Consider the following 19765-nt stretch of genomic DNA (forward strand, 5'->3'; position numbering starts at 1 on the left):
TCCGGTGGGTCATGTCACTGCGTCGACGAAACAGCCGATGAGGCGTTGTTTCACCCTACCCGGCTCTGGTAGATGAGGTCGGCAGCGGATGAACCGCAGTTCGGGCCGGTCACCCAGGCCCAGCGGGCTCCCGAGCGGTCGGTGAAGACGACGACGAGCGCGGCCCGGCCCTGGAAGGTGGCGTAGTCCACCAGGTCGACCGCGACCGGGCCCTGGGCGTGGGCCGTTGCGATCGCGTCGAGGCAGGCGGCGAGTACGGACCGGTCGGCCAGGCGTTCCAGCGCCTTGCCGGCCCCCGTCGGCAGGCAGCACGGCGAGGCGCCGGCGGCCGAGAAGGGGCTGGCAGCCGGGGCGGCGTCCTCCCGCACCGGGCCGGAACTGCGGTTCCGCGGCGCGGACTGGGTGGCCGGCGTGGTCGGGGCGGCCTGCTTGGTGAGCTGGGAGACGGTGTCCGGCAGCGAGTCGGGGGTGTAGTCGGTGCCGGTGGAGAGGACCCGCTCGGCGGACGGTTCCACCACCGTCCGGGGCGGGCCGGAGCCGAGGACCTGCGGCGCGGCCGCGTCCTCGCCGGAGTTCATCGCCGTGCCGGCGGTCTGGTCACCGGCGCTGTCGCCGCCGTCCACGAGACCACTGACGGCGAACCCGGCGAAGCCGGCGACCACGGTGGCGAGCAGGATCGGACCGGCCATCCGTCGCGTCCAGCGCCGCCGCCGACCCGGTCGGCCGGGACGCTGCCCGCCGCCGGGCTGCGCGGGTACGCCGGGCTGGTGTCGACGGGGCCGGCCGCCCGGCCGCGTCGGTCCGCCCGACGGAGACCCGCCCGACGGCCCGGGCCCGGAGTCCGGGACGGCACCGGACCGGGTACCGGCACCCGGTGCCGCGGCATCGACCGGCTCGTCCGAGGCGTCGTCCGGCTCGTCGGCCGACGCCGCCAGAACGTCGTCCGGTGCCTCGGCAGGCTGCTCTTGGCCGGCGGCGGCCGGGTCGGAGGTGCCGGGGGTGGCAGCGCCGGCCAGCGCCGAGCTGAGCCGGTCGACCACCAGGGGCGGCATCGGGGTCTGCGCGGCGGCCAAGCCCGCCAGGTCGAGGCGTACCGCGTCCAGGCCGGCGGTGAGGTCGGCGAACGCCTCCGCCCAGGCCGGGTCCTGGTCGACCAGCCGGGCGATCTCGACCTCGTCCGGGGTGCCGTCCAGCGCGCCACCGACATAGTCGGCCAGCAGGTCGAGATCGACCTCCCGGAACTGGCCCCCGGTCACGATTCCTCCTGGTCCTGGTCGGTCCGACCACCACGCCGGTCCGGTGCCACCTGCCTGTCCGCCCCGAGCCGGATCGATTCTGATCGGACGCCGCCACCGGAGCCGAGGTTCCCGCTGGTGACCGACGGCACCCTGGGGCTCGGCGCGGGATCGCGGCCGGTACCCGCCGGTCGGAGGTGGCCGAGCAGGACGGCGAGTCGGGCCCGTCCCCGGGCGCACCGGCTCTTCACGGTGCCCTCGGCGACGCCGAGGATCTCGGCCACCTCGGCGACCGGGTAGCCCTGTAGGTCCACCAGCACCAGCGCGGCCCGCTGCTCGACCGGAAGTTCCGCGAGCGCCTGCCGTACGACGAGCGTGGTGTCGTGGTCGGTGGCCGGCGCGGCCGGCTCGACGCCACCCTGCCACCGGGCGGTGTCGAGCGGGCGGCTGCTGTCCGGCAGCGGCACGGTCGGATGAGCCTGCCGACGGCGGATCCGGTCGAGGCAGGCGTTCACCACGATGCGGTGCAGCCAGGTGGTGACGGCGGCCTCGCCCCGGAACCGGGCCGCCGAGCGGTGCGCCGAGAGCAGGGCGTCCTGGAGGGCGTCCGCCGCCTCCTCCCGGTCGGTCACCGTACGCAGCGCCACCGCCCAGAGGCGGTCCCGGTGCCGGTGGAACAGGGTCGCGAAGGCGTCCCGGTCGCCGTCCACGTGTGCCCGGAGCAGTTCGGCGTCGCTGCGCTCCGGGTCGCCGGGCCATGCACTGCCGGCGGGGCGGGTCACCCCGTCAACCGGGTTCGACACGTCCGTGGCCGGCGCTGTGGCGTCCGTGGCTGGCGACGCCCCGGCCGGGCTCGGCTCGTCCGTCGATGACCCGGCCCCGGACGGAGTGAGTCCGTCGGATGCACCGGGGCGGGTGGTCGGGTCGAGCCGGGTCGAGGAGGCCGGCGAGGTCGTACGGTCGGTCCGACCACCGGTCTGTGGTCCGCGCGGGTCGGCGTTGCCCATGGGCGGGCCCGTCGGCCGGGCCGGGTCGGTCGGCGCCCAGGGGCGGGCGGAGGGCGAGCCGGCCCGGCCGGCAGCGTCGGAACCCAACCCGCCGGTCATGGCCGCACGATAACCGAGTCACGCACGCACTGGGACGACCGGTAGCTCACCGACTCTGGACCGTGATCTCCTGAACGCCGATCTTCCACCGGCCGGAACCCGGCTCGGTCTCCGGCAGGTCGGTGATCCACAGCATCAGGTACTGGTATTTCTGCCCCGGCGCGAACTGGCTGAACAGGACCTTGGTCCGGTCGCTCTTCTCGTACGCGTTGCCGATCCGGGTGCTGTACGCCTCGACGAGATCCCGGTCGCCGCCAGCGGTCGCCGGGAAGTCCCTGGTGCCCGAGCGCAGCTCGGCCGAGACACCGCTCTCGGAGAAGTCCACCTGCACGCTGGTGACCTCGCGGGGCTGACCCAGGTTGATCAGGATGCCCATCCCGGACTTCGTTTTGCCGAAATTCGAACCGCTCTTGTAGGTATCGGTCTCCCAGCCCTCGTTGACGTCACCGTCGACCGCCTTCTCCACGTCGTCCAGCTCGGTCCGGTCGCCGTCCGGGTCGATCACCCGGACCTGGTCACCCTTGAGGCTGATCTTGTGCGGGGTGGCGGTCGGTGGCTCCGGGTCGCCGGCCACCGCGGGTTGGGTGCTGGTCCCGGTGCTCGGCGCCGGTCCGGCCTGGCCGTCGGTCGAGTCCCGATCGCCGACCAAGGCGTTGATGCCGAGCGAGAGCCCGACCAGCGCGATCACCAGCAGGGCGGCGATGCCGATCAGCATCCTGCGGTTGCTGGGCGTCGGCAGGTCGGGGCCGCCGTCCTCACCGGAGGTGAAGCGGAGCGGCCCGCTGTCGAGGTAGTGCTCCTCTGCGGCGGCGTCGAGCCGGCCCAACTCGGCGGCGAGGACGTCCGAGGACGGCACCGCGAGCTGCGAGTCGAGCAGGTCCATGGTGAGGTCGTCGAGGTAGGCGGGGACTCCGGCCCGGACCTGCCGGGGGGCCGCGATGGTGCCGCTCGCGTCCCTGACCGCGTCCGGCAGCGGAGAGCGGGACCGCCGGGTCGAGCCGGCGGTGAGGGACGCCTCGGTGTGCGGCCAGTGGCCGGTCAGCGCGTAGTAGAGGATGCCGCCGACCGCCCGTACGTCGGTCTCGGGGGTGTCCGCGCCGTCGGTGCGTGCGTCGGCGAGCACCACCCGGCCGTCGTCGCCGACCATCACCGTGCCGGGGTGCAGGTTGCCGTGCACCATGCCGGTGGCGTGGATGGCGGAGATCGCCCCGGAGACGGCGTGCGCGATGCTGGTGGCCCGGGCCGGGTCGAGTACGCCCTCGGCGACGAGTTCGCGCAGGGAGTGGCCGTCCACCCACTCGCGGACGACGTACGCCCGCTCCTCCTCGTCGATCGCGTCGTAGACGCCGACCAGGTTGGGGTGGATCACCCGGCTGGCCGCCACCGCGGCCTGGAGCATCTCCTTCGCCGAGTCACCGCCGGGATAGCGCAGCACCACCGCGACCGGTCGGCGCAGCACCACGTCGACACCGCGCCAGACCTGCCGGCCCGCGCTGTCGTCGTTGATGTGTTCGGCAAGCTCGTACCGATCGGCCAGGACCTCACCGACGGCGGGGGCACCGAAGGTCATCACGGACGGAGCCGCCTCGTCCGCCTCCTGACCTTCGCCGACCTGGGTCACCCGTCCTCCCTTGGTGATCGTGTCGATCGATGGACCCGTGCTGCTAGGCATCTGGCTTCCCGCTCCGCCTTCGAAGGAAATCGGACGGCCACCGGCACTCCTAGCCTAGGCGCTCGCCGCACTCGTCGAGAGCGACCTTACCCGGGTCTGACTGATCCCCGACACGTCATCTTGCGGCCGTACGTGGACCTGCTGGGCGGATGTGTCGGGAAGCGCGCTGGATCGTCCGCTGTCAGCCACCTTGATGGCCCGTGCTTTTAGCAATCTATAGGTTAATTTCAACAGTTTGCTACCGGGTCGGTGTGCCGGCCCGCCGCCCCTGCCCGGCACCCTTGTCGTCCGGGGCGTCGGCGTGCACCCGGCACCTTCCCCCGTGCGCCGGAAGTATGCCGGACGCCCAAGGTCGACAGCATCCGGGTGGTTGCCGAACGGCGGTCACGTCGGTCACACCGCGACGGTGGTCCACCGCGGCCCGACGGTGTCGAGAGCCGGGCCGGCGCAGCGCGGTCGTCGCCGCTTCGCCGTGACACCGGGTCGGCCGACGCTGACGAGCCGTTGTCCACAGCCTGTGCGTGGAGGTCCGAGCCGGACCCGCCGGGTTTTCCACAGGTACGTCCCCAGCCCGTGCGCGACCGCTCACCGGCCGAGCCGGCGGCGGACCATGCCGAACACCGTGGTTATCTCCCGGATCCGCAGCAGCAGGGCCAGTCCGAGGTACGTCGCGCCGATCGCCGCGCCGCCGATCGCCACCTCCAGGAAACCCAGCCAGCGGTTCTCGATCGCCTGACCCGGCAGCAGGGTCACCACCAGCAGGCCGACCAGGGTCGCGCCGAGGGCGGCCACGAGCACCCGGCCGAAGGTGTTGAACATCGCGCCGAGGCCGATCCGGCCGATCCGGGGCCGCAGCAACCAGGCGGAGATCACCGCCGCGGCGACGTACGAGACCGCGTTGCCGAACATCATCCCCGAGGCGAGTACCGAGGTGGAGAACGCGGCGAAGACGAGAACCTGCACCAGGATCCGGAGCAGTACGACCGGGATGTTGATCAGGGCCGGCATGCGGGTGTCGGGCAGTGCCCAGAAGGCGAAGGTGAAGACCTGACTGACCGCGAACGGGATCAGCGCCAGCGCGGCGACCAGCAGCACCGGCGAGATGGCACCCGCGTCGCCCCGGGCCGCGCCGTAGTCGAAGAGGCTCACCGCGATCGGCTCGGCGAGTACGGCGTAGCAGACCGCGATCGGCGCGAGTACGGCGGTGACGGTCCGGACGGTACGGGACAGGTCGCTTGCCATGTCCTCGAACCGGCCGTCGGCGGCGGCGGCGCTCATCCGGGGCATCAGAGCGGTGATGATCGAGACCGCGATGATGCCGTGCGCCATCATCAGCAGCAGGAAGACGTTGTTGTAGATGGCCGGTCCGGCCGACTCGCCCTCCACCTGGTTGAGCAGGTTGAAGAGCACGACCAGGCCGAGCGAGTTGACCGCCACGTAGCAGAACATCCAGCCGCCGAGCCGACCCAGCTCGCGCAGGCCCAACTCCCGGAAGTCGAACCGCCACCGCCAGCGGAAGCCGACCTTGCGCAGCGCCGGCAGCAGCCCGACGGCCTGGACGACGATGCCGAGCAGGGTGCCGCCGCCGAGCAGCAGGATCCGACCCGGACTCATCTCGTCCGGCTCGATGATCTGCGCGCCGTAGATGGCGATGTAGAGCGCGCAGGCGGCGATGATCACGAGGTTGTTGAGAATCGGTGTCCACATCGGGGCCGCGAAGTGCCCACGGGTGTTGAGCACCGCGGCGACCAGCGCGCTCAGCCCGGAGAAGAAGATGATCGGCAGCAACAGCCGGGAGAGTGTGGTGACGAGGCCCTGGTAGTTGTCGCCCCGGCCGCCGGCGACGATCTCGGTCAGCACCGGGGCGGCCACGATGGCCAGCACCGCGGCCACGCCGAGGGCGAGCACGGCCAGGGTGAGCAGGCGTTGGGCGTACGCCTGGCCGCCGTCGGCGTCGACCCGGCGCCGGCGTACCAGCACCGGCACCAGCACGCTGGTCAGGATGCCGCCGAGCAGGAACTCGTAGACCATCTGCGGGATGATCAACGCGGTGGCGTACGCGTCGTTGACGGCGAAGGCGCCCAGCGCGGCCGTCACCATCAGGGTGCGCAGGAAGCCGGTACCCCGACTCACCAGGCTGCCGATCGCCATGATCGCGCTGTTCCCGGCCGCGCTGCCGGCGGTCTCCGGCGGTGGCGCGGTGCTCTCCAGGGCCGGCGACGCGGAGATCAGCGTCGCGCCGTCCTGGGGCGGCGGGACGCCGTCGGGCATGGCGTTGGCGCTGCGGTACAGCCCGCCAGCCATCTCAGCCTCCCAAGGGGTACGGCGGGCAGGGCGCCCGCCGGCACTGTTGGAACATTAGTCAACCCGGTCACCCGGCCGAGTCGCCGGTCAGTCGGTGTGCCCGGCGCCAGCCGGTGCCGGACGGTTCAGTAGGCTGGCGATCCCATGTCCGAAACCTCCGCCCCGCACAGCGCCCCTTCGACGCCGTCCGACAGCCGGTCGGCCCTGAGCGCTGCCCAGCGCAACGCCGTCGCGGAACTGCTCCGGGTCTCGCCGGTCGCCGACGAGTTGGGTCGCCGGTTCGCCCGGGCCGGTCACGAGCTGCACCTGGTCGGCGGCTCGGTCCGGGACGCCCTGCTCGGCCGGCTCGGTGAGGACCTCGACTTCGCCACCGACGCGCACCCGGACGAGACGCTGCGGCTGCTGAAGGGCTGGGCCGAGGCGACCTGGGAGACCGGACGCGAGTTCGGCACGATCGGCGCCCAGCGGGACGGGCTGCGGCTGGAGATCACCACCTTCCGGGCCGAGTCGTACGACCAGGTGAGCCGGAACCCGGTCGTCCGGTACGGCACCGACCTCGCCGAGGACCTGCGGCGCCGGGACTTCACCATCAACGCGATGGCGGTGAGCCTGCCGGGGCACGACTTCACCGACCCGCACGGAGGGCTGGACGACCTCGCCGACCGGGTGATCCGGACCCCCGGCACCCCCGCCGAGTCGTTCGGGGACGATCCGCTGCGGATGCTCCGCGCGGCCAGGTTCGCCGCACAACTGCGCTTCGCCGTCGCGCCCGAGGTCCGGGAGGCGATGCGGGCGATGGCGGCCGACCTCGACCGGATCACCGCCGAGCGGATCCGGGACGAGTTCACCAAGCTGCTCTGCGGGGCCGACCCGATCACCGGGCTGCGCCTGCTGGTCGACACCGGCCTCGCCGACCGGTTCCTGCCGGAACTGTCCGGGTTGAAACTGGAGATCGACGAGCACGCCCAGCACAAGGACGTCTACGAGCACACCCTGATCGTGGTGGGCAACGCGGTGCGGCTGGAGGAGGAGGGCTGCGACTTCGTCCTCCGGATGGCCGCACTGATGCACGACGTCGGCAAGCCGGCCACCAAGGCGGTCGGGCCGGACGGCCGGGTCAGCTTCCACCACCACGAGGTGGTCGGCGCCCGGTTGACCAAGCAGCGGATGAAGGCGTTGCGCTATCCCAAGGACGTGATCGGCCAGGTGGTCGCACTGGTCGGGCTGCACCTGCGGTTCTACGGGTACGGGCGCGGCGAGTGGACCGACTCGGCGGTGCGCCGCTACGTCACCGACGCCGGTGACCTGCTGCCCCGGCTGCACAAGCTGACCCGCTCCGACTGCACCACCCGCAATCGCCGCAAGGCCGCTGCGCTGGCCGCCGACTACGACGCGCTGGAGGAGCGGATCGCGCGCCTGGCGGCGGAGGAGGACCTCGCCCGGGTACGCCCCGACCTCGACGGCAACGCCATCATGGAGCTGCTCGGCGTACCGCCGGGGCCGATCGTGGGTCGAGCCTGGCGGTACCTGAAGGAACTGCGTCTGGAGCGGGGCCCGCTGGACCGGGCCGAGGCCGAGGCCGAGTTGCTGCGCTGGGCCCGGGAACAGGGCATCACCGACTGACGGGCCGGCCTGGCGGTCCGGCCGATCCCGCCGCGCGGACCGGCCGTCCGGGGCGGTGCCGGGTCAGCGTCCGGGCGGTGCCCGTCAGCGCAGCGCCGATCGGGTCGTCGGCGCCAACCGTAGCTGTCGCGGCGGCGCGACGAGCGCGGCGCGCAACTCGGGCAGCACCTCGTCCCGCCATCGGGTAGACCGGTCCAGGCGCCGGAGGTGATCGGCGAGCCGGGTGGCATCGGCGAACCGGGTGAGCCAGCAGACGACGTGCTCTCCGGTGCGGACCGGCAGGGCCGGGTAGGTGTTCTCGGCGTACTCGGTCGACGTCACGCGCGCCGCCGTGCAGGGTGTACTGCCGGAGTTCGACGACCGGATGGCGTACGCCGTCGCTCATTACTCTCCCGTCTCCAGGGTCTGGTCCAGCACGTGGGCGATCGACGTACCCGCGAGTTCCCGGCGCAGCGCCCGGTCGACGTCGCCGTAGAACCGGCCGAGGGCGGGTCGGATGCCCCTGCCGACCGGGCACTCCAGGTTCGGCTCGCTGTGGTGCAGCGCGAACAGGGGCTCCCGCTCGACCGCGGCGTACACATCGAGCAGGGTGATCTCCTGCGGCGGGCGGGCCAGACTCCAGCCCGCCCCGACGCCGTGTCGCACGACGACCAGGCCCGCCTGCCGAAGGTCACCGAGACTCCGCCGGATGACCACCGGGTTGGTCCGCACGCTCGCGGCGATCTGGCCGGAGGTGAGCACCTGCCGGCCACGCCGCTCGGAGAGCGCCATCCAGGTCAGCGCGTGGATCGCGATAGTCAGTCGGCTGTTCGCCGCCACCGTTCCGCACCACCCTTCCGCTAGCTGTAACAGCTTTTGTTACAACTAACGCGGTGTCAATGCCGGAACGGACGGTCGCCCGCCGGGTCCACTGGCGATACCGTCCTATCCGGCGTCGACAGGCGGGGAGGTGATCGTGGACGTCTCGGGTCGGCCGGGCGACCGTTCCTTCCTGGTCCCGATGGTGGCGCTGGTGTCGACGCTGGTGGCCCTCGTCGTCGCGATCGTGCTGGTGCTCGTACTCCGGGGCGGCGGGTCGCAGGACCCGACCGGCGCCGGCCCGACGCACCCCGCCACCGGCAGCGACCCGCCGGCCGGGAGTACGCCGAGCGGCGCACCGGGCGCCGCCGGCTGCCTGGTCGGCACCTGGCGGGTCACCGAGCATCAGGAGCAGGTGGACGTGCCCGAGGTGGGCCGGCTGCGCTTCACCGGCGGCACCGGGTCGACGCTCTCGCTCAGCGCCGAGGGCGCCGGGATCGCCGACTACGGCGACGGCACGGTCTTCTCCAGCAGTCACGGCGGCCAGGAGGTCGTGCTCGAACTGCGGGGCAGGGTCAGCTACCGCTACGCGCTCGTCGGCGACCGGATCGAGCTGCGGGACGTACGATCCGCCGCCGAGGTGCGGCTGCGGGTCGGTGCCGGTACGCCCGGACGCTGGCGACCCTTCACCGCCTCGACCGCCCCGTCCAACTACACCTGTGCCGGCGACCGACTGACCCAGCAGTCCCTGGCCTCCACCACCCTGTACGCCCGGTCGGCGTAGGGAGCCCAGAGCGGTGATCACCACGCCGGAACCGCCGGCCGAACGAACGGCCGCGCCCGCGCCCCCGCCGGACCGGACGAGCACGGACGTCCGCGCCGCAGGCCGGTGCGGGAGCCGGTGACGGGGACAGCAGGCGGCCCGGCACCGGAGCGGCAACTCCGGTACCGGGCCGCAGGGGTGGAACGTCCCCGGGTGGTCAGCCCTTCGGCTCGACCGCCTTGCCGCCGTTGGTCAGCGTGCCGTCGACGATCTGGTCGGCGTTGCCGCGGGCCGCGCCGAGCCGGGCGAGCAGCCCGGCCAGGTCGACCCCGGTCAGGTCGGTGCCGAGCTGGAGCCCCTGGGCCACGTTGGCCGCCACCGACTTGGTCAGCGAGGAGGCGCCGTCGGTGGAGATCACCGTGATCTTGTCGATCGCGCCGACCGGGGCACTCGCCGCCTCGACCACCTGCGGCAGTACCTTCACCAGCAGGTCGAGCACGGCGGCCTCGCCGTACGACGCGAAGGCCTCGGCCTTGCGCGACATCGCCTCCGCCTCGGCCTGGCCCCGGGCGAGGATCGCCGCCGCCTCCGCCTGGCCCTCCCGCTCGACCGCGTCGGCGATGGCGGTACGCCGGCGCTGCTCGGCCTCACCCTCCTTGGCACCCTCGATCGCGTTCGCCTCGGCCAGGGCCGCCCGGCGGGCCCGCTCGCCCTCACCGGTCAGCCGGGCCTGCTCGGCGGCGGCCTGCGCGGCCGCGATGGTGGCCTGCCGCTCGGCGTCGGCGGCCAGCACCGCCGCGTTGCGGGACGCCTCGGCCTCCTGCTCCACCTTGTACCGGGCCGCGTCGGCCGGCTTGCGGACCTCGGTGTCGAGCTGGCGCTGCTTCAGTTCGGCGTTGCGCTCGGCGACCTTCTGCTGCTCGGTCAGGATCGCCTGGTCCCGCTCGGCCTGGGCCAGCGGGCCGGCGGCGGCGGACTTGGCCTTGGCGGCGTCGATCTCGGCCTGGATGCCGGCCTGCTTCAGCGCCAGGTTCCGGTTCGCCTCGGCGATCTTCTCCTCGGCGAGCAGCCGCTCCGTCTCGGCGATCTGCCGGGCCCGCGCCTCGGCGATGGCCGCGTCCTTGAGTACCCGGGCCGCCTCCGGCCGGCCCAGGTCCTGGAGGTAGGAGCCCTCGGCCAGGATGTCCTGGAGCTGGAAGGTGTCCAGCACCAGGCCCTGGTTGGTCATCGAGTGCTCGGCCTCCTCGGCGACCGCGCTGGCGAACGCGGCCCGATCCCGGATGACCTCCTCGACGGTGAGCCGGCCGACGATCGAGCGGAGCGCACCGGCCAGCACCTCGCGGGTGAAGCTCTCGATCTCGTCCTGCTGGTGCAGGAACCGCTGCGCCGCCGCGCGGATCGCGTCCTCGGTGCCGCCGACCTTGACGATCGCCACGCCGTGCAGCTCGGCCCGGATGCCCTGCTTACTGACCGCGCCCTTGATGCTGACGTCGATCCGCCGGCTGGACAGGTCGAGCGACTGGAGCTTCTGCACCACGGGCAGGACGAAGACCGAGGCGCCGAGTACGACCTTCTGCCCGGACATGTCGGTGGAGCGGCTGCCGTCGGCGCTCTGCGTCGTACGGCCCTTGCGGCCCGTGACGATGAAGGCCTCGTTCGGCCCGGCGACCTTGATCCGGGAGAGCACGAACATGACGAGGATGAGGGCCAGGAGCACTGCTCCGCCGATGGCGATGAGGATCAGCATGACACCGTCCATTTCGGATTGAGGGGTTGACGTGCGCGGTCGACTGCCGAGGGTCGTGGGGGTGGACATGGTGTTCGGGGTGGGCGGTGCCGGTGTCCGAGCGGCGGCGCTCGGCGTGCGGACCGGCTCCGAGTCAGTAGGTCTCGACCAGGACGCTGGTCTCGGTCAGCGCCTCGACGACGAAGATCTGCGCGCCGAGCGCTATCGGCCGCTCGGCCCTGGCGTTGAGCTTCACCGGCTGGCCACCCACCCGGACCCGCACCTCGCCGTAGCCGGCGTGGGGGATCGGGGTGACCACCACCCCGAGGGCCCCGACCAGGTCGTTGCGGGTCGGGGTGGCGTCGGTGTGCATGTTGCGGGCCGCCCGGGAGAGCCGGGCCGCGAGCCAGCCCGCCGGCACCGCCGCCAGCGCGCCCAGGCCACCGGCGGCGGCGACCTGGCCGAAGGTACCGCCGCCGATCACCTCGTTGGCGATGGCTCCGCCGAAGCCGAGTACGCCGGCGAACCCGGCGATCGTCTCCAGGCTGATCGGGCCGTCGATGTCCGGGTTGCCGAGGTGCGCCAACTCCGTACCGAGCAGGGCGAGCACCAGCACCGCGACTCCGGCGCCGCCGATGATGAGGAAGATCAGAGTCCCCGCTGCCACGACTGCAAGGTAACCGGCCCGGGCAACCTGTGAGTTGGCTGAGCACGACCCGCAGCGGGAACTCCGGACTGGACGGTGCCGTCCGGAGAGCCCGGACCGGGTGTCATCCGGAAGGCGAGGTTGCGGAGCGGCCGGCTGCCGGGCCCGGTCGGGGCGGCTCGGACGCCGGCCGGTGGGCAGCGGATCGGGGCCTGGTTCACCGCACCCACCCCGGCCGGACGTCCGTGCGGACATTAGCCGCTCGCCGCTCCGGATTGGGGGCAGAACCTGTTCGATCCCCGGTGTGCGTACCGGATCGTTACCCGACGATCACCTGGCCGCGAACGTGATGTCGTCGCTGCTGGCCAGTTCGAGGGGAAGTTCTGCCCGCTCGTGCTCGGCACCGGTCGGATCGACGAGCACCACGGTGAGCCCCCCGGGCCGGGCCGGGTCCAGATAGAGCAGCCGGCTGGACGTGACCCAGGTTACGTCGGCGCTCGGCAGTTGCCGTACCACCTTCCCGGTCTGCGTCGAGACGAGCTGTGCGGTCAACTTCCCCTTGGCCGGTGGTTCCGGATCGTCCCGGACCGCCGCGGCCGACGATGTCGAGACCACCACCAGCGAACCGTCCGGAGACCACGCCGCCGAGCTGGCGACACCGCCCCGGACCGGCAGGAAGCGGGTGGGCATGCCGTCGTCGGCCGCGAAGAGCTGCAGGCCGGGTCCCGTGGGTGGGGGCACCTTCGGGGAGCCGACGACCGCTTCGGCCTGCGACAGTGCCACCTCCCGGCCGCCGGGAGCCCAGGTGAACCGGCAGAAACCGAGGCAGGACACCGGGCGCGTCTTGACCGGGTAGTACCGGAAGGCTCCGGCGTCGGGGGTGAGCAGCCCGATCGTGTAGGTCCCGGCCTTCCTGTCCTGGAGGGTGGCCAGCAGTCGCCGCCCGTCCGGCGACCACTCGACGCCCATGACCGTCCTGCCGGTCCGGAACCACTGCGGCTTGCCGGTCGCCAGGTCGTACAGCCCGACCTCGGTGGGGCGGTCGGAACTGCGTACCGCGGCGATCGGGCGGTGTGGCGCGACCCGCACCGACGTGTAACTTGCCGGGACGCTGACGTAGCGGCGCCGGACGGAGTCGTACGCCCAGGTCGGGCCCGCCTGCCGGGTCGAGCCGGCGCTGAGCAGCAGAGCACCGCCGGGCAGTTCCACCGGCCCGTTCGGCCAGCCGCCCGACGGCGCGGACCGGGGCGTCGGCGAACTCGCCGGCGTGGTCGCCGCCGGTGGCCCGCCGATACCCAGGGCCGGTGGCTGCGGGTCGGGCCGGAGCCAGACGTACGGTGCCGCGATGGCGCCGATCGCGACGAACGCCGCCGCGGCCGCGATCGTCTGCCGGCGTCGGCGCATCCGCCGGCCCTGGACGATGGCGGTGGCGGCGAAGTCCGGCGGCTGGTGGGGGGTACCGGCCAACTCGCGTACGGCCTCCCGCAGCAGCCGGTCCGCGTGCTCGCTCATCGCAGTGCCTCCGCCCGTTGCGTCAGCTCCGCGAACTCCGGCACGAGTTCGCGGAGTTTACTCAGGGCCCGGGACGCCTGGCTGGCCACGGTGCCGGGGCGGCAGCCGAGCGCGGCGGCGGTCTGCTCCACCGTCTGGTCCTCCAGGTAGCGCAGCACCAGTACCGCCCGCTGCCGGGGTGGCAGCATCATCAGCGCGTCCCGGAGCATCATCCGGACCGCCGTGTCGTGGTCGTGCTGGGTGTCGGCGGCAGGTGGCTCCGGCACCTCGGCATGCGGCACCTCGGCCCGCCGTCCGCGCCGCCGCCAGGCCGAGACCTGGTCGTGGTAGAGGATCTGCCGGACGTACGGCTCCGCGTCGCCCCGGATCCGGGGCCACCGGGCGTACGCCTTCGCCAGCGCGTTCTGCAGCAGGTCCTCGGCGGCGTAGCGGTCACCGGCGAGCGCCTGGGCGACGCGGAGCAGCACGTCGCCCCGCTCGTGCACGAACGCGGTGAATTCCCGCTCGGACGCCCGACCCACGGCACACCTCCCGCTCCCTCAGACGCCGGGGACAGCGAAAAGTTTGCCTCGTTCGGAAAACGCGCCGGCCAGCGGCTTCGCCGCCGCTGGCGGATACGGCCGGCGCGACGACCGGCTCCGCAACGGATCGTGGGCTGTTACCGCCCCTCCAGGGGTGGTAACAGCCCACGGTCGGGCGGGGCTCAGACCCCGGCGGGGACCCGCTCGGGTGCGGTGTCGGCGGCCAGGTGCCGGCGCAGGCGTTCGCCCTCGATGTCGACGTTGGGCAGCAGCTTCGACAGCCAGCCCGGCAGCCACCAGGCGCTCCGGCCGAGCAGCGAGATCACCGCCGGCACGATCGTCATCCGGACCACGAACGCGTCGATCGCCACCCCGATGGCGAGGGCGAAGCCCATCGACTTGATCACCGGGTCGTCGAGCAGCATGAAGCCGGCGAAGACCGAGGTCATGATGAGCGCGGCGGCGGTGACCACCCGGGCGCCGTGCCCCATGCCGTTGATGGTGGCCTGGGTCGGGGTGTCGCCGTGCACGAAGTCCTCCCGCATCCGGGAGACCAGGAACACCTCGTAGTCCATGGCCAGGCCGAACAGGATGCCGATCAGCAGGATCGGCAGGAAGCTGACCAGCGGGCCCGGGGTGTCCAACCCGACCAGGTCACTGAGGTGGCCCTGCTGGAAGACCAGCACGGTGAGCCCGAAGGTGGCCCCGACGGTGAGCAGGAAGCCCAGCGCCGCCTTCAGCGGTACCAGCAGCGACCGGAACACCAGCATCAGCAGCAGTACTGACAGGCCCACCACGAGCAGCAGGTACCACGGCATCGCGTCGGCGAGCTTCTCCGAGACGTCGATCCCGACCGCCGTCTGGCCGGTCAGCGCCACGTCGGTGTCGCCGAGCCGGTCGATCGGGCCGACCTTCTCCCGGATCTGGTGCACCAGCGTCTCGGTCGCCGGGTCGGTCGGGCCGGTCGTCGGGATCACCGCCAGCAGGGCGGTCAGCCTGTCCCGGCTCAGGTTGGGCGGGCTGACCGCGAGCAGGTTCTCGGTGCCCTGGAGCACGGCGGTGACCTCCTGGGCGACCGTGCCGGTCCGTTCGGGCGAGTCGCTGGAGACCACCAGGGCCAGGCGGTTGTTGAACCCGGGCCCGAAGCCCTCGGTGATCAGGTCGGCGGCCTCGCGCTGCGGCGTACCGTGCGGCGCGGTGCCGTGGTCGGGCAGCGCGACCCGCATGTCGGCGGCGGGCAGCGCGAGCGCGCCGAGCCCGAGTACGGCGACCAGGATCAGCGGCACCCGCAGCCGGATGACCAGCCGGGCCCAGCGGAAACCGAACCCCTGGACAGCGGCGGCCGGCACCGCGCCGGTCGCGGTGCGCCGCAGCCGGCGTGGCAGGATGCGCCGGCCGGCGAAGCCGAGCAGCGCGGGCAGCAGCGTCAACGCCACGAGTACGGCGACCGCGACGGTTCCGGCCGCGGCGAGTCCCATGATCGTCAGGAACGGGATGTTCACCACGGCCAGCCCGGCGAGCGCGATCACGACGGTGACCCCGGCGAAGAGCACCGCCGAGCCGGCCGTGCCGATCGCCCGTCCGGCCGCCTCCTCCGGTTCCAGCTCCTCCAGCAGGTTCTGCCGGTAGCGCGAGGTGATGAAGAGCGAGTAGTCGATCCCGACCGCGAGGCCGAGCATCAGGGCGAGCACCGGTGCGGTACTGGTCAGCTCGATGGTGTTGCTGAGCGCGTACAGGCCGGCCATTCCGGCGCCGACCCCGATCAGCGCGTTGAGCATCGTCATCCCGGCCGCGACCAGCGAACCCAGCGTCACGACGAGTACCACCAGCGCGATCAGCACGCCGATGCCCTCGGTGCCGCCCACCTCGGGCACGCTGGACATCACCTCGCCACCGCGTTCGATCCGTAGCCCGGCCGCCGTCGCCGCCGAGCCGCTCTGCTCGTACGCCTCGCGCTGCGCCTCGGTGACCTCGTCGGCCTGGTGGGCGAACTGCACCTGTACGAGCGCGTGCCGGCCGTCCGGGGAGAGCGCCCCGGTGGTGAACGGGTCGAGCGCGCCGACCACGCCGGGCAGGGTGCCGACCTCGCGTACCAGCTCGGCCACTGCCGCCCGGCGGTCCGGGGTGCCGAGCTGCTGGCCTTCCGGTGCGGCGACCACGATGGTGCCGGTCGCGCCGCTCGCCTCCGGGAACTCCCGCTTCAGCGCGTCGATCGCCCGCTGTGACTCGGTGCCGGGGATGGAGAAGTTGGTCGAGGTGGGGCCCATGAACGCCACCGCTGCCCCGCCGAGCGCGGCGAGCAGGACGAGCCAGAGGACCACCACGAGCCGGCGGCGCCGGAACGATGCCCGGCCTAGTCGGTAGAGGAGGGTCGCCATGTCGTTTCCTTCGGTCGAGGGGTCGGGCTGGTGGTGGAGGGTCGGTGCGGGTTCAGTGCCGCGCCGTGCGGTCGGCGGTGGGTACGCCGGCCTCGGGACGCAGCGCGCGGCGGGCCACCCGGAGCAGTGCCGGGCGGAGGTCGGCCTCGTCGTCGTCGGTGTGCTCGATCACCACCGCCGAGATGCCGGCGAGCACCACCTCGGCGGCGATCCGGTCGGCCGGGTCGGTGCAGCGCCCGGCGACGGCGTCGACCAGGCGGGCGGTGACGGAGGCGAGGTCGGTGAACGCCGGCTGTTCCAGCAGGTGCGCCGGGTCGTCGTAGATCAGCGCTACCTCCCGCCGGTAGGTGAGCACCAGGTCGACGAATCCGTCGATGGCGGTTTCCCGGGCGTCCGCCGCGGCGAGCCCGGCGAGCCGGGCGTCGAGGGCGGCCAGGTCCCGGGCGGCGGGCGCGACCAGCGCCAGCAGGATCGCCTCCTTGCTGTCGAAGTGGTACAGCAGGGTGGCCTTCGAGCAGCCCACCTCGACCGCGATGTCGTGCAGCGAGGTGCCCTTGAAGCCCATCCGGGCGAACTGCCGGGCCGCGACGACCAGGATCTCGTCCCGGGTCCTGCTGCTGCCGCGCGCCATCCGGCTCACCTCCGGACCCGAGCATGCCTGACCGATCGGTCAGAGAGTTGACCGATCGGTCAGCATGTGACCTGAAGCACTCTCAGGTCAGCGCCCGGCCGCCAGGACCAGCCGGGTGCCGCGCAGGTTGCCGGCCTCGACCCGGCGGTGCGCCTCGGCCGCCTCCGGCAGCGACAGGATCTCGGTGCCCCGCGGGCGCAGCCGTCCGGCGGCGAGCAGTTGGTTGATCATCCGAGCCGCCGCGCCGAGTTCGGCGGTCGACGCCCGCGAGATGACGAACCCGATGACCGCACCGTCCCTGGTGTAGAGGCTGCCGGCCGGGAGCACCGGTCGGGTCCGCAGTCCCGCCAACAGCACCACCCGGCCCCGGTGGGCGAGCAGTTCGACCGCGTTCTCCAGGTCGTTGCGGCCGTACGTGTCGAGGTAGAGGTCCACCCCGTCCGGACAGAGCGCGCGAATCCGCTCGGGCCACCGCTCGTCGCGGTAGTCGAGGACCTCGGTCGCGCCCAGCGACCGGCAGTACGCCTCGTCGGCAGCGGCGGCGGTGGCGATGACCCGGGCCCCGGCGGTACTGGCCAGGACCACCAGCGCACCGCCCACGTTGCCGGCCGCGCCGGCCACCACGACGGTCTCGCCGGGCCGCAGCCGGCCGTGCGTGAACAGCGCGAGGTACGCGGTCGCGGTGGGGTGCACCACCGCCACCGCGAGTTCCGCCGGCACCCCGTCCGGCAGCCGGTAGAGCCGGTCGACCGGCACGACGGCCCGCTCGGCGGCGGCACCCTGCCGGCCGTCGTGACCGAGACTGTTGCACCAGACCCGGTCACCGGCGGCGAACCCGGGTGCGCCCGGCCCGGCGGCGACCACCGTGCCGGCCAGGTCACGGCCGACCACGAAGGGCAGCGGCACCGGGGTCGGATAGCGGCCCGACCGGACGAAGGTGTCCACCGGGTTGACCACGGTGGCGTCGACGGCGACCAGTACGTCGGTCGGCCCGGGGCCGGCGATCGCGAGGTCGCCGTACCGGATCTCCGCGGCTGCGCCGAGCCGTTCGACGTACGCGGCCCGGGTGGTCAGTGGCGCCGCGGTCATCCGGTCGCGCTCCCGGCCCGCCGTGTCGGCGCGGTGGCCAGCAGGAAGAGCAGGGCGGCCAGCGCACCGGCCGCGCCGACGGCGAACGCGGCGGCCGCCCCGGAGGTGATGGCGAGGCCGCCGACCGTGGTGCCGAGGCCGATGCCCAGGTAGATGCCGGAGGAGTTGAGCGACACCACCAGCGGTGCCTCCTGCGGGGCTGCCTCGATCAGCCGGTGCTGCTGCGGAGGCGTCTGGCACCAGCTACTCGCCCCCCAGACCAGCACCAGGACGCCGACGACGGCCGGGTGGACGCTGCCGCCGCCGGCCGCCCAGCCGAGCAGGGCCAGGCAGGTCACCATGCCGAGATATCCGGTGCCGAGCACCCGGGTCGGCCCCCACCGGTCGGTGGTGTAGCCGGAGAGCAGGTTGCCGACCACCGCGCCGACCCCGTAGAGGAAGAGCATCAGGCTGACCGAGGTCGGCGGGATCCCCGCCGCGCCCAGGGCGGGGACGGCGTACGCGTACCCGGTGTAGCAGGCGGCCATCCCGAGGACCGTCAGCGGCAGTACGGTCAGCACTCCGGGCCGGCGCAGCACCGCCAACCGGGTGCGCAGCGGGGTACGCGGGTTGCCGGGCAGGCTGGGCATGATCAGTCGTACCCCGACCGCCACCAGCAGGCAGAGCCCGGCGACCGTGCCGAGCGCGGCGCGCCAGCCGAGCCACTGGCTGGCCACGCCGCCGAGCGGTACGCCGAGCGCGGTGGCGACGGTCAGCCCGCCGACCACCACGGCGAGGGCCCGGGCCCGCAACTCCGGGCGGACCAGCGCGGCGCTCACCGCCCCGGCGTTCGGGGTGTACGCGGCGGCGCCGGCCGCTGCGGCGACCCGGGTGGCGATCAGCATCGGCAGGCTCGTGGCCAGCGCGGAGCCGAGGTTGGCGACGCAGAGGACCAGCAGTGCCCCGACCAGCAGTGGACGGCGCGGCACCCGGGCGGTGACCGTGGCGACCAGCGGGGCGAGTACGGCGTACGAGAGCGCGAAGACCGTCACCGACTGTCCGGCGGCGGCGGTGGAGACGTGCAGGGTATCCGCCATCTCCGGCAGGAATCCGGCGACGACGAACGCGTCCGTACCGACCGCGAAGGTCCCCATCGCCAGCACCAGGGTGGGCTTCAGGCCACGGTCCTGCGCTGCCGCGCGCCGTTGCACGGCGGACCGGTCGGACGGGATCGAGAGCCGGGACATCAACCTTCTCCTGTGCTGGGCCGGGTGGTGGTCAGCCGCGGAGCAGCCGGTGGCGCTGCTGGGCCCGCTCGGCCGCCTGCGGCGGCGCGGCGGACATCAGGTCGGCGAGGGTCTGCCCGGCCAGTTCCCGGCGCCAGGCCAGCTCGGCGCGGCGCATCACCGCGGTGATCGCGCAGGGCCGGCGGAACTCCGGCGCCGACGGGTCGACACCGGGCCCCTGTTGCCGGATCTCGGTGCACCGGAACGCGTACTCCGGGCCCTCGACCGCCGTGACCACGTCCATCACCGTGATCTCCGCCGGTCGCCGGGCGAGCCGGAACCCGCCGCGTACCCCGGGGGTGGAGCTCAGGATGCCGGCGCGGACGAGCGCCTGGAGGCACTTGCTCAGATATGCGGGCGGCAACTCGAACCAGGTTGCCAGCCGTGGTGCCGACACCGGCTCGTCGTCGCCGATCCAGGCGAGCGTGAGGCAGCAGTGCAGTCCCCATTCGACCCCTTCGCTTATCCGCATAACCCAGATGTTAGACATCCGGAT

17 protein-coding genes are annotated in these 19765 nt (G+C 73.1%); 2 read left to right on the forward strand and 15 right to left on the reverse strand.

Annotation, left to right across the window (positions count from 1 at the left end; genetic code table 11):
- Positions 1-50: 50 nt before the first annotated feature.
- From ACQEVC_RS08940 to murJ, 4 genes are all read right to left on the reverse strand, one after another.
- The gene (locus tag ACQEVC_RS08940) at positions 51-1256 is read right to left on the reverse strand and encodes a hypothetical protein (RefSeq protein WP_432875022.1); all 1206 of its coding nucleotides are present in this window, start codon (positions 1254-1256) and stop codon (positions 51-53) included.
- Complete coding sequence (gene sigM / locus ACQEVC_RS08945; protein ID WP_432891189.1) at positions 1253-2017, reverse strand: RNA polymerase sigma factor SigM; 765 nt, start codon at positions 2015-2017, stop codon at positions 1253-1255. The genes ACQEVC_RS08940 and sigM overlap by 4 nt, the downstream gene beginning before the upstream one ends.
- Before the next feature lie 370 nt (positions 2018-2387).
- Positions 2388-4013, reverse strand: coding sequence for a protein kinase family protein (locus ACQEVC_RS08950; RefSeq protein ID WP_432875025.1), 1626 nt, complete (start codon positions 4011-4013; stop codon positions 2388-2390).
- 585 nt (positions 4014-4598) lie between these two features.
- On the reverse strand, positions 4599-6317 hold the full coding sequence (gene murJ, locus ACQEVC_RS08955; protein ID WP_432875028.1) for a murein biosynthesis integral membrane protein MurJ: 1719 nt from the start codon (positions 6315-6317) through the stop codon (positions 4599-4601).
- A gap of 144 nt (positions 6318-6461) precedes the next feature.
- On the opposite strand from murJ, the gene ACQEVC_RS08960 reads away from it, so the two are divergent.
- A complete protein-coding gene (locus tag ACQEVC_RS08960; RefSeq protein WP_432875031.1) occupies positions 6462-7940 on the forward strand; it encodes a CCA tRNA nucleotidyltransferase in 1479 nt (492 codons plus the stop codon).
- A gap of 84 nt (positions 7941-8024) precedes the next feature.
- On the opposite strand, the gene ACQEVC_RS08965 is transcribed toward ACQEVC_RS08960, so the two are convergent.
- The gene (locus tag ACQEVC_RS08965; protein WP_432875034.1) at positions 8025-8261 is read right to left on the reverse strand and encodes a hypothetical protein; all 237 of its coding nucleotides are present in this window, start codon (positions 8259-8261) and stop codon (positions 8025-8027) included.
- A 63-nt stretch (positions 8262-8324) separates the two neighbouring features.
- Entirely contained in the window at positions 8325-8759 is a 435-nt protein-coding gene (locus ACQEVC_RS08970; protein ID WP_432875037.1) for an Rrf2 family transcriptional regulator, read from the reverse strand.
- Between the two features lie 136 nt (positions 8760-8895).
- Between ACQEVC_RS08970 and ACQEVC_RS08975 the strand changes: the two genes are divergently transcribed.
- Positions 8896-9522 carry a hypothetical protein gene (locus tag ACQEVC_RS08975; RefSeq protein ID WP_432875039.1) on the forward strand — a complete coding sequence of 209 codons (627 nt, stop codon included), beginning with the start codon at positions 8896-8898 and terminating at the stop codon, positions 9520-9522.
- A 196-nt stretch (positions 9523-9718) separates the two neighbouring features.
- Here ACQEVC_RS08975 and ACQEVC_RS08980 read toward each other — a convergent pair whose 3' ends face one another.
- The 9 genes from ACQEVC_RS08980 to ACQEVC_RS09020 all read right to left on the reverse strand — a co-directional run bounded on the left by ACQEVC_RS08980 (position 9719) and on the right by ACQEVC_RS09020 (position 19741).
- The gene (locus tag ACQEVC_RS08980) at positions 9719-11248 is read right to left on the reverse strand and encodes a flotillin family protein (RefSeq protein WP_432875042.1); all 1530 of its coding nucleotides are present in this window, start codon (positions 11246-11248) and stop codon (positions 9719-9721) included.
- A 133-nt stretch (positions 11249-11381) separates the two neighbouring features.
- A complete protein-coding gene (locus ACQEVC_RS08985) occupies positions 11382-11894 on the reverse strand; it encodes a hypothetical protein (RefSeq protein WP_318399841.1) in 513 nt (170 codons plus the stop codon).
- A gap of 309 nt (positions 11895-12203) precedes the next feature.
- Positions 12204-13385 carry a WD40 repeat domain-containing protein gene (locus tag ACQEVC_RS08990; protein ID WP_432875046.1) on the reverse strand — a complete coding sequence of 394 codons (1182 nt, stop codon included), beginning with the start codon at positions 13383-13385 and terminating at the stop codon, positions 12204-12206.
- A complete protein-coding gene (locus ACQEVC_RS08995; RefSeq protein ID WP_346262392.1) occupies positions 13382-13906 on the reverse strand; it encodes a SigE family RNA polymerase sigma factor in 525 nt (174 codons plus the stop codon). The genes ACQEVC_RS08990 and ACQEVC_RS08995 overlap by 4 nt, the downstream gene beginning before the upstream one ends.
- 182 nt (positions 13907-14088) lie before the next feature.
- Complete coding sequence (locus ACQEVC_RS09000) at positions 14089-16284, reverse strand: MMPL family transporter (RefSeq protein ID WP_432875050.1); 2196 nt, start codon at positions 16282-16284, stop codon at positions 14089-14091.
- A 52-nt stretch (positions 16285-16336) separates the two neighbouring features.
- Positions 16337-16915 carry a TetR/AcrR family transcriptional regulator gene (locus tag ACQEVC_RS09005; protein ID WP_432875053.1) on the reverse strand — a complete coding sequence of 193 codons (579 nt, stop codon included), beginning with the start codon at positions 16913-16915 and terminating at the stop codon, positions 16337-16339.
- An 87-nt stretch (positions 16916-17002) separates the two neighbouring features.
- Positions 17003-18004, reverse strand: a complete 1002-nt coding sequence (locus ACQEVC_RS09010) for an NADPH:quinone reductase (protein ID WP_432875056.1) — start codon at positions 18002-18004, stop codon at positions 17003-17005.
- Complete coding sequence (locus ACQEVC_RS09015; protein ID WP_432875059.1) at positions 18001-19230, reverse strand: MFS transporter; 1230 nt, start codon at positions 19228-19230, stop codon at positions 18001-18003. Before ACQEVC_RS09015 ends, ACQEVC_RS09010 begins: the two co-directional genes overlap by 4 nt.
- 31 nt (positions 19231-19261) lie before the next feature.
- The gene (locus tag ACQEVC_RS09020; protein WP_432875062.1) at positions 19262-19741 is read right to left on the reverse strand and encodes an RrF2 family transcriptional regulator; all 480 of its coding nucleotides are present in this window, start codon (positions 19739-19741) and stop codon (positions 19262-19264) included.
- Positions 19742-19765: the final 24 nt, after the last annotated feature.

The sequence above is a fragment of the Plantactinospora sp. CA-294935 genome, assembly GCF_050936445.1.
In the GTDB taxonomy this organism is placed as follows: domain Bacteria; phylum Actinomycetota; class Actinomycetes; order Mycobacteriales; family Micromonosporaceae; genus Plantactinospora.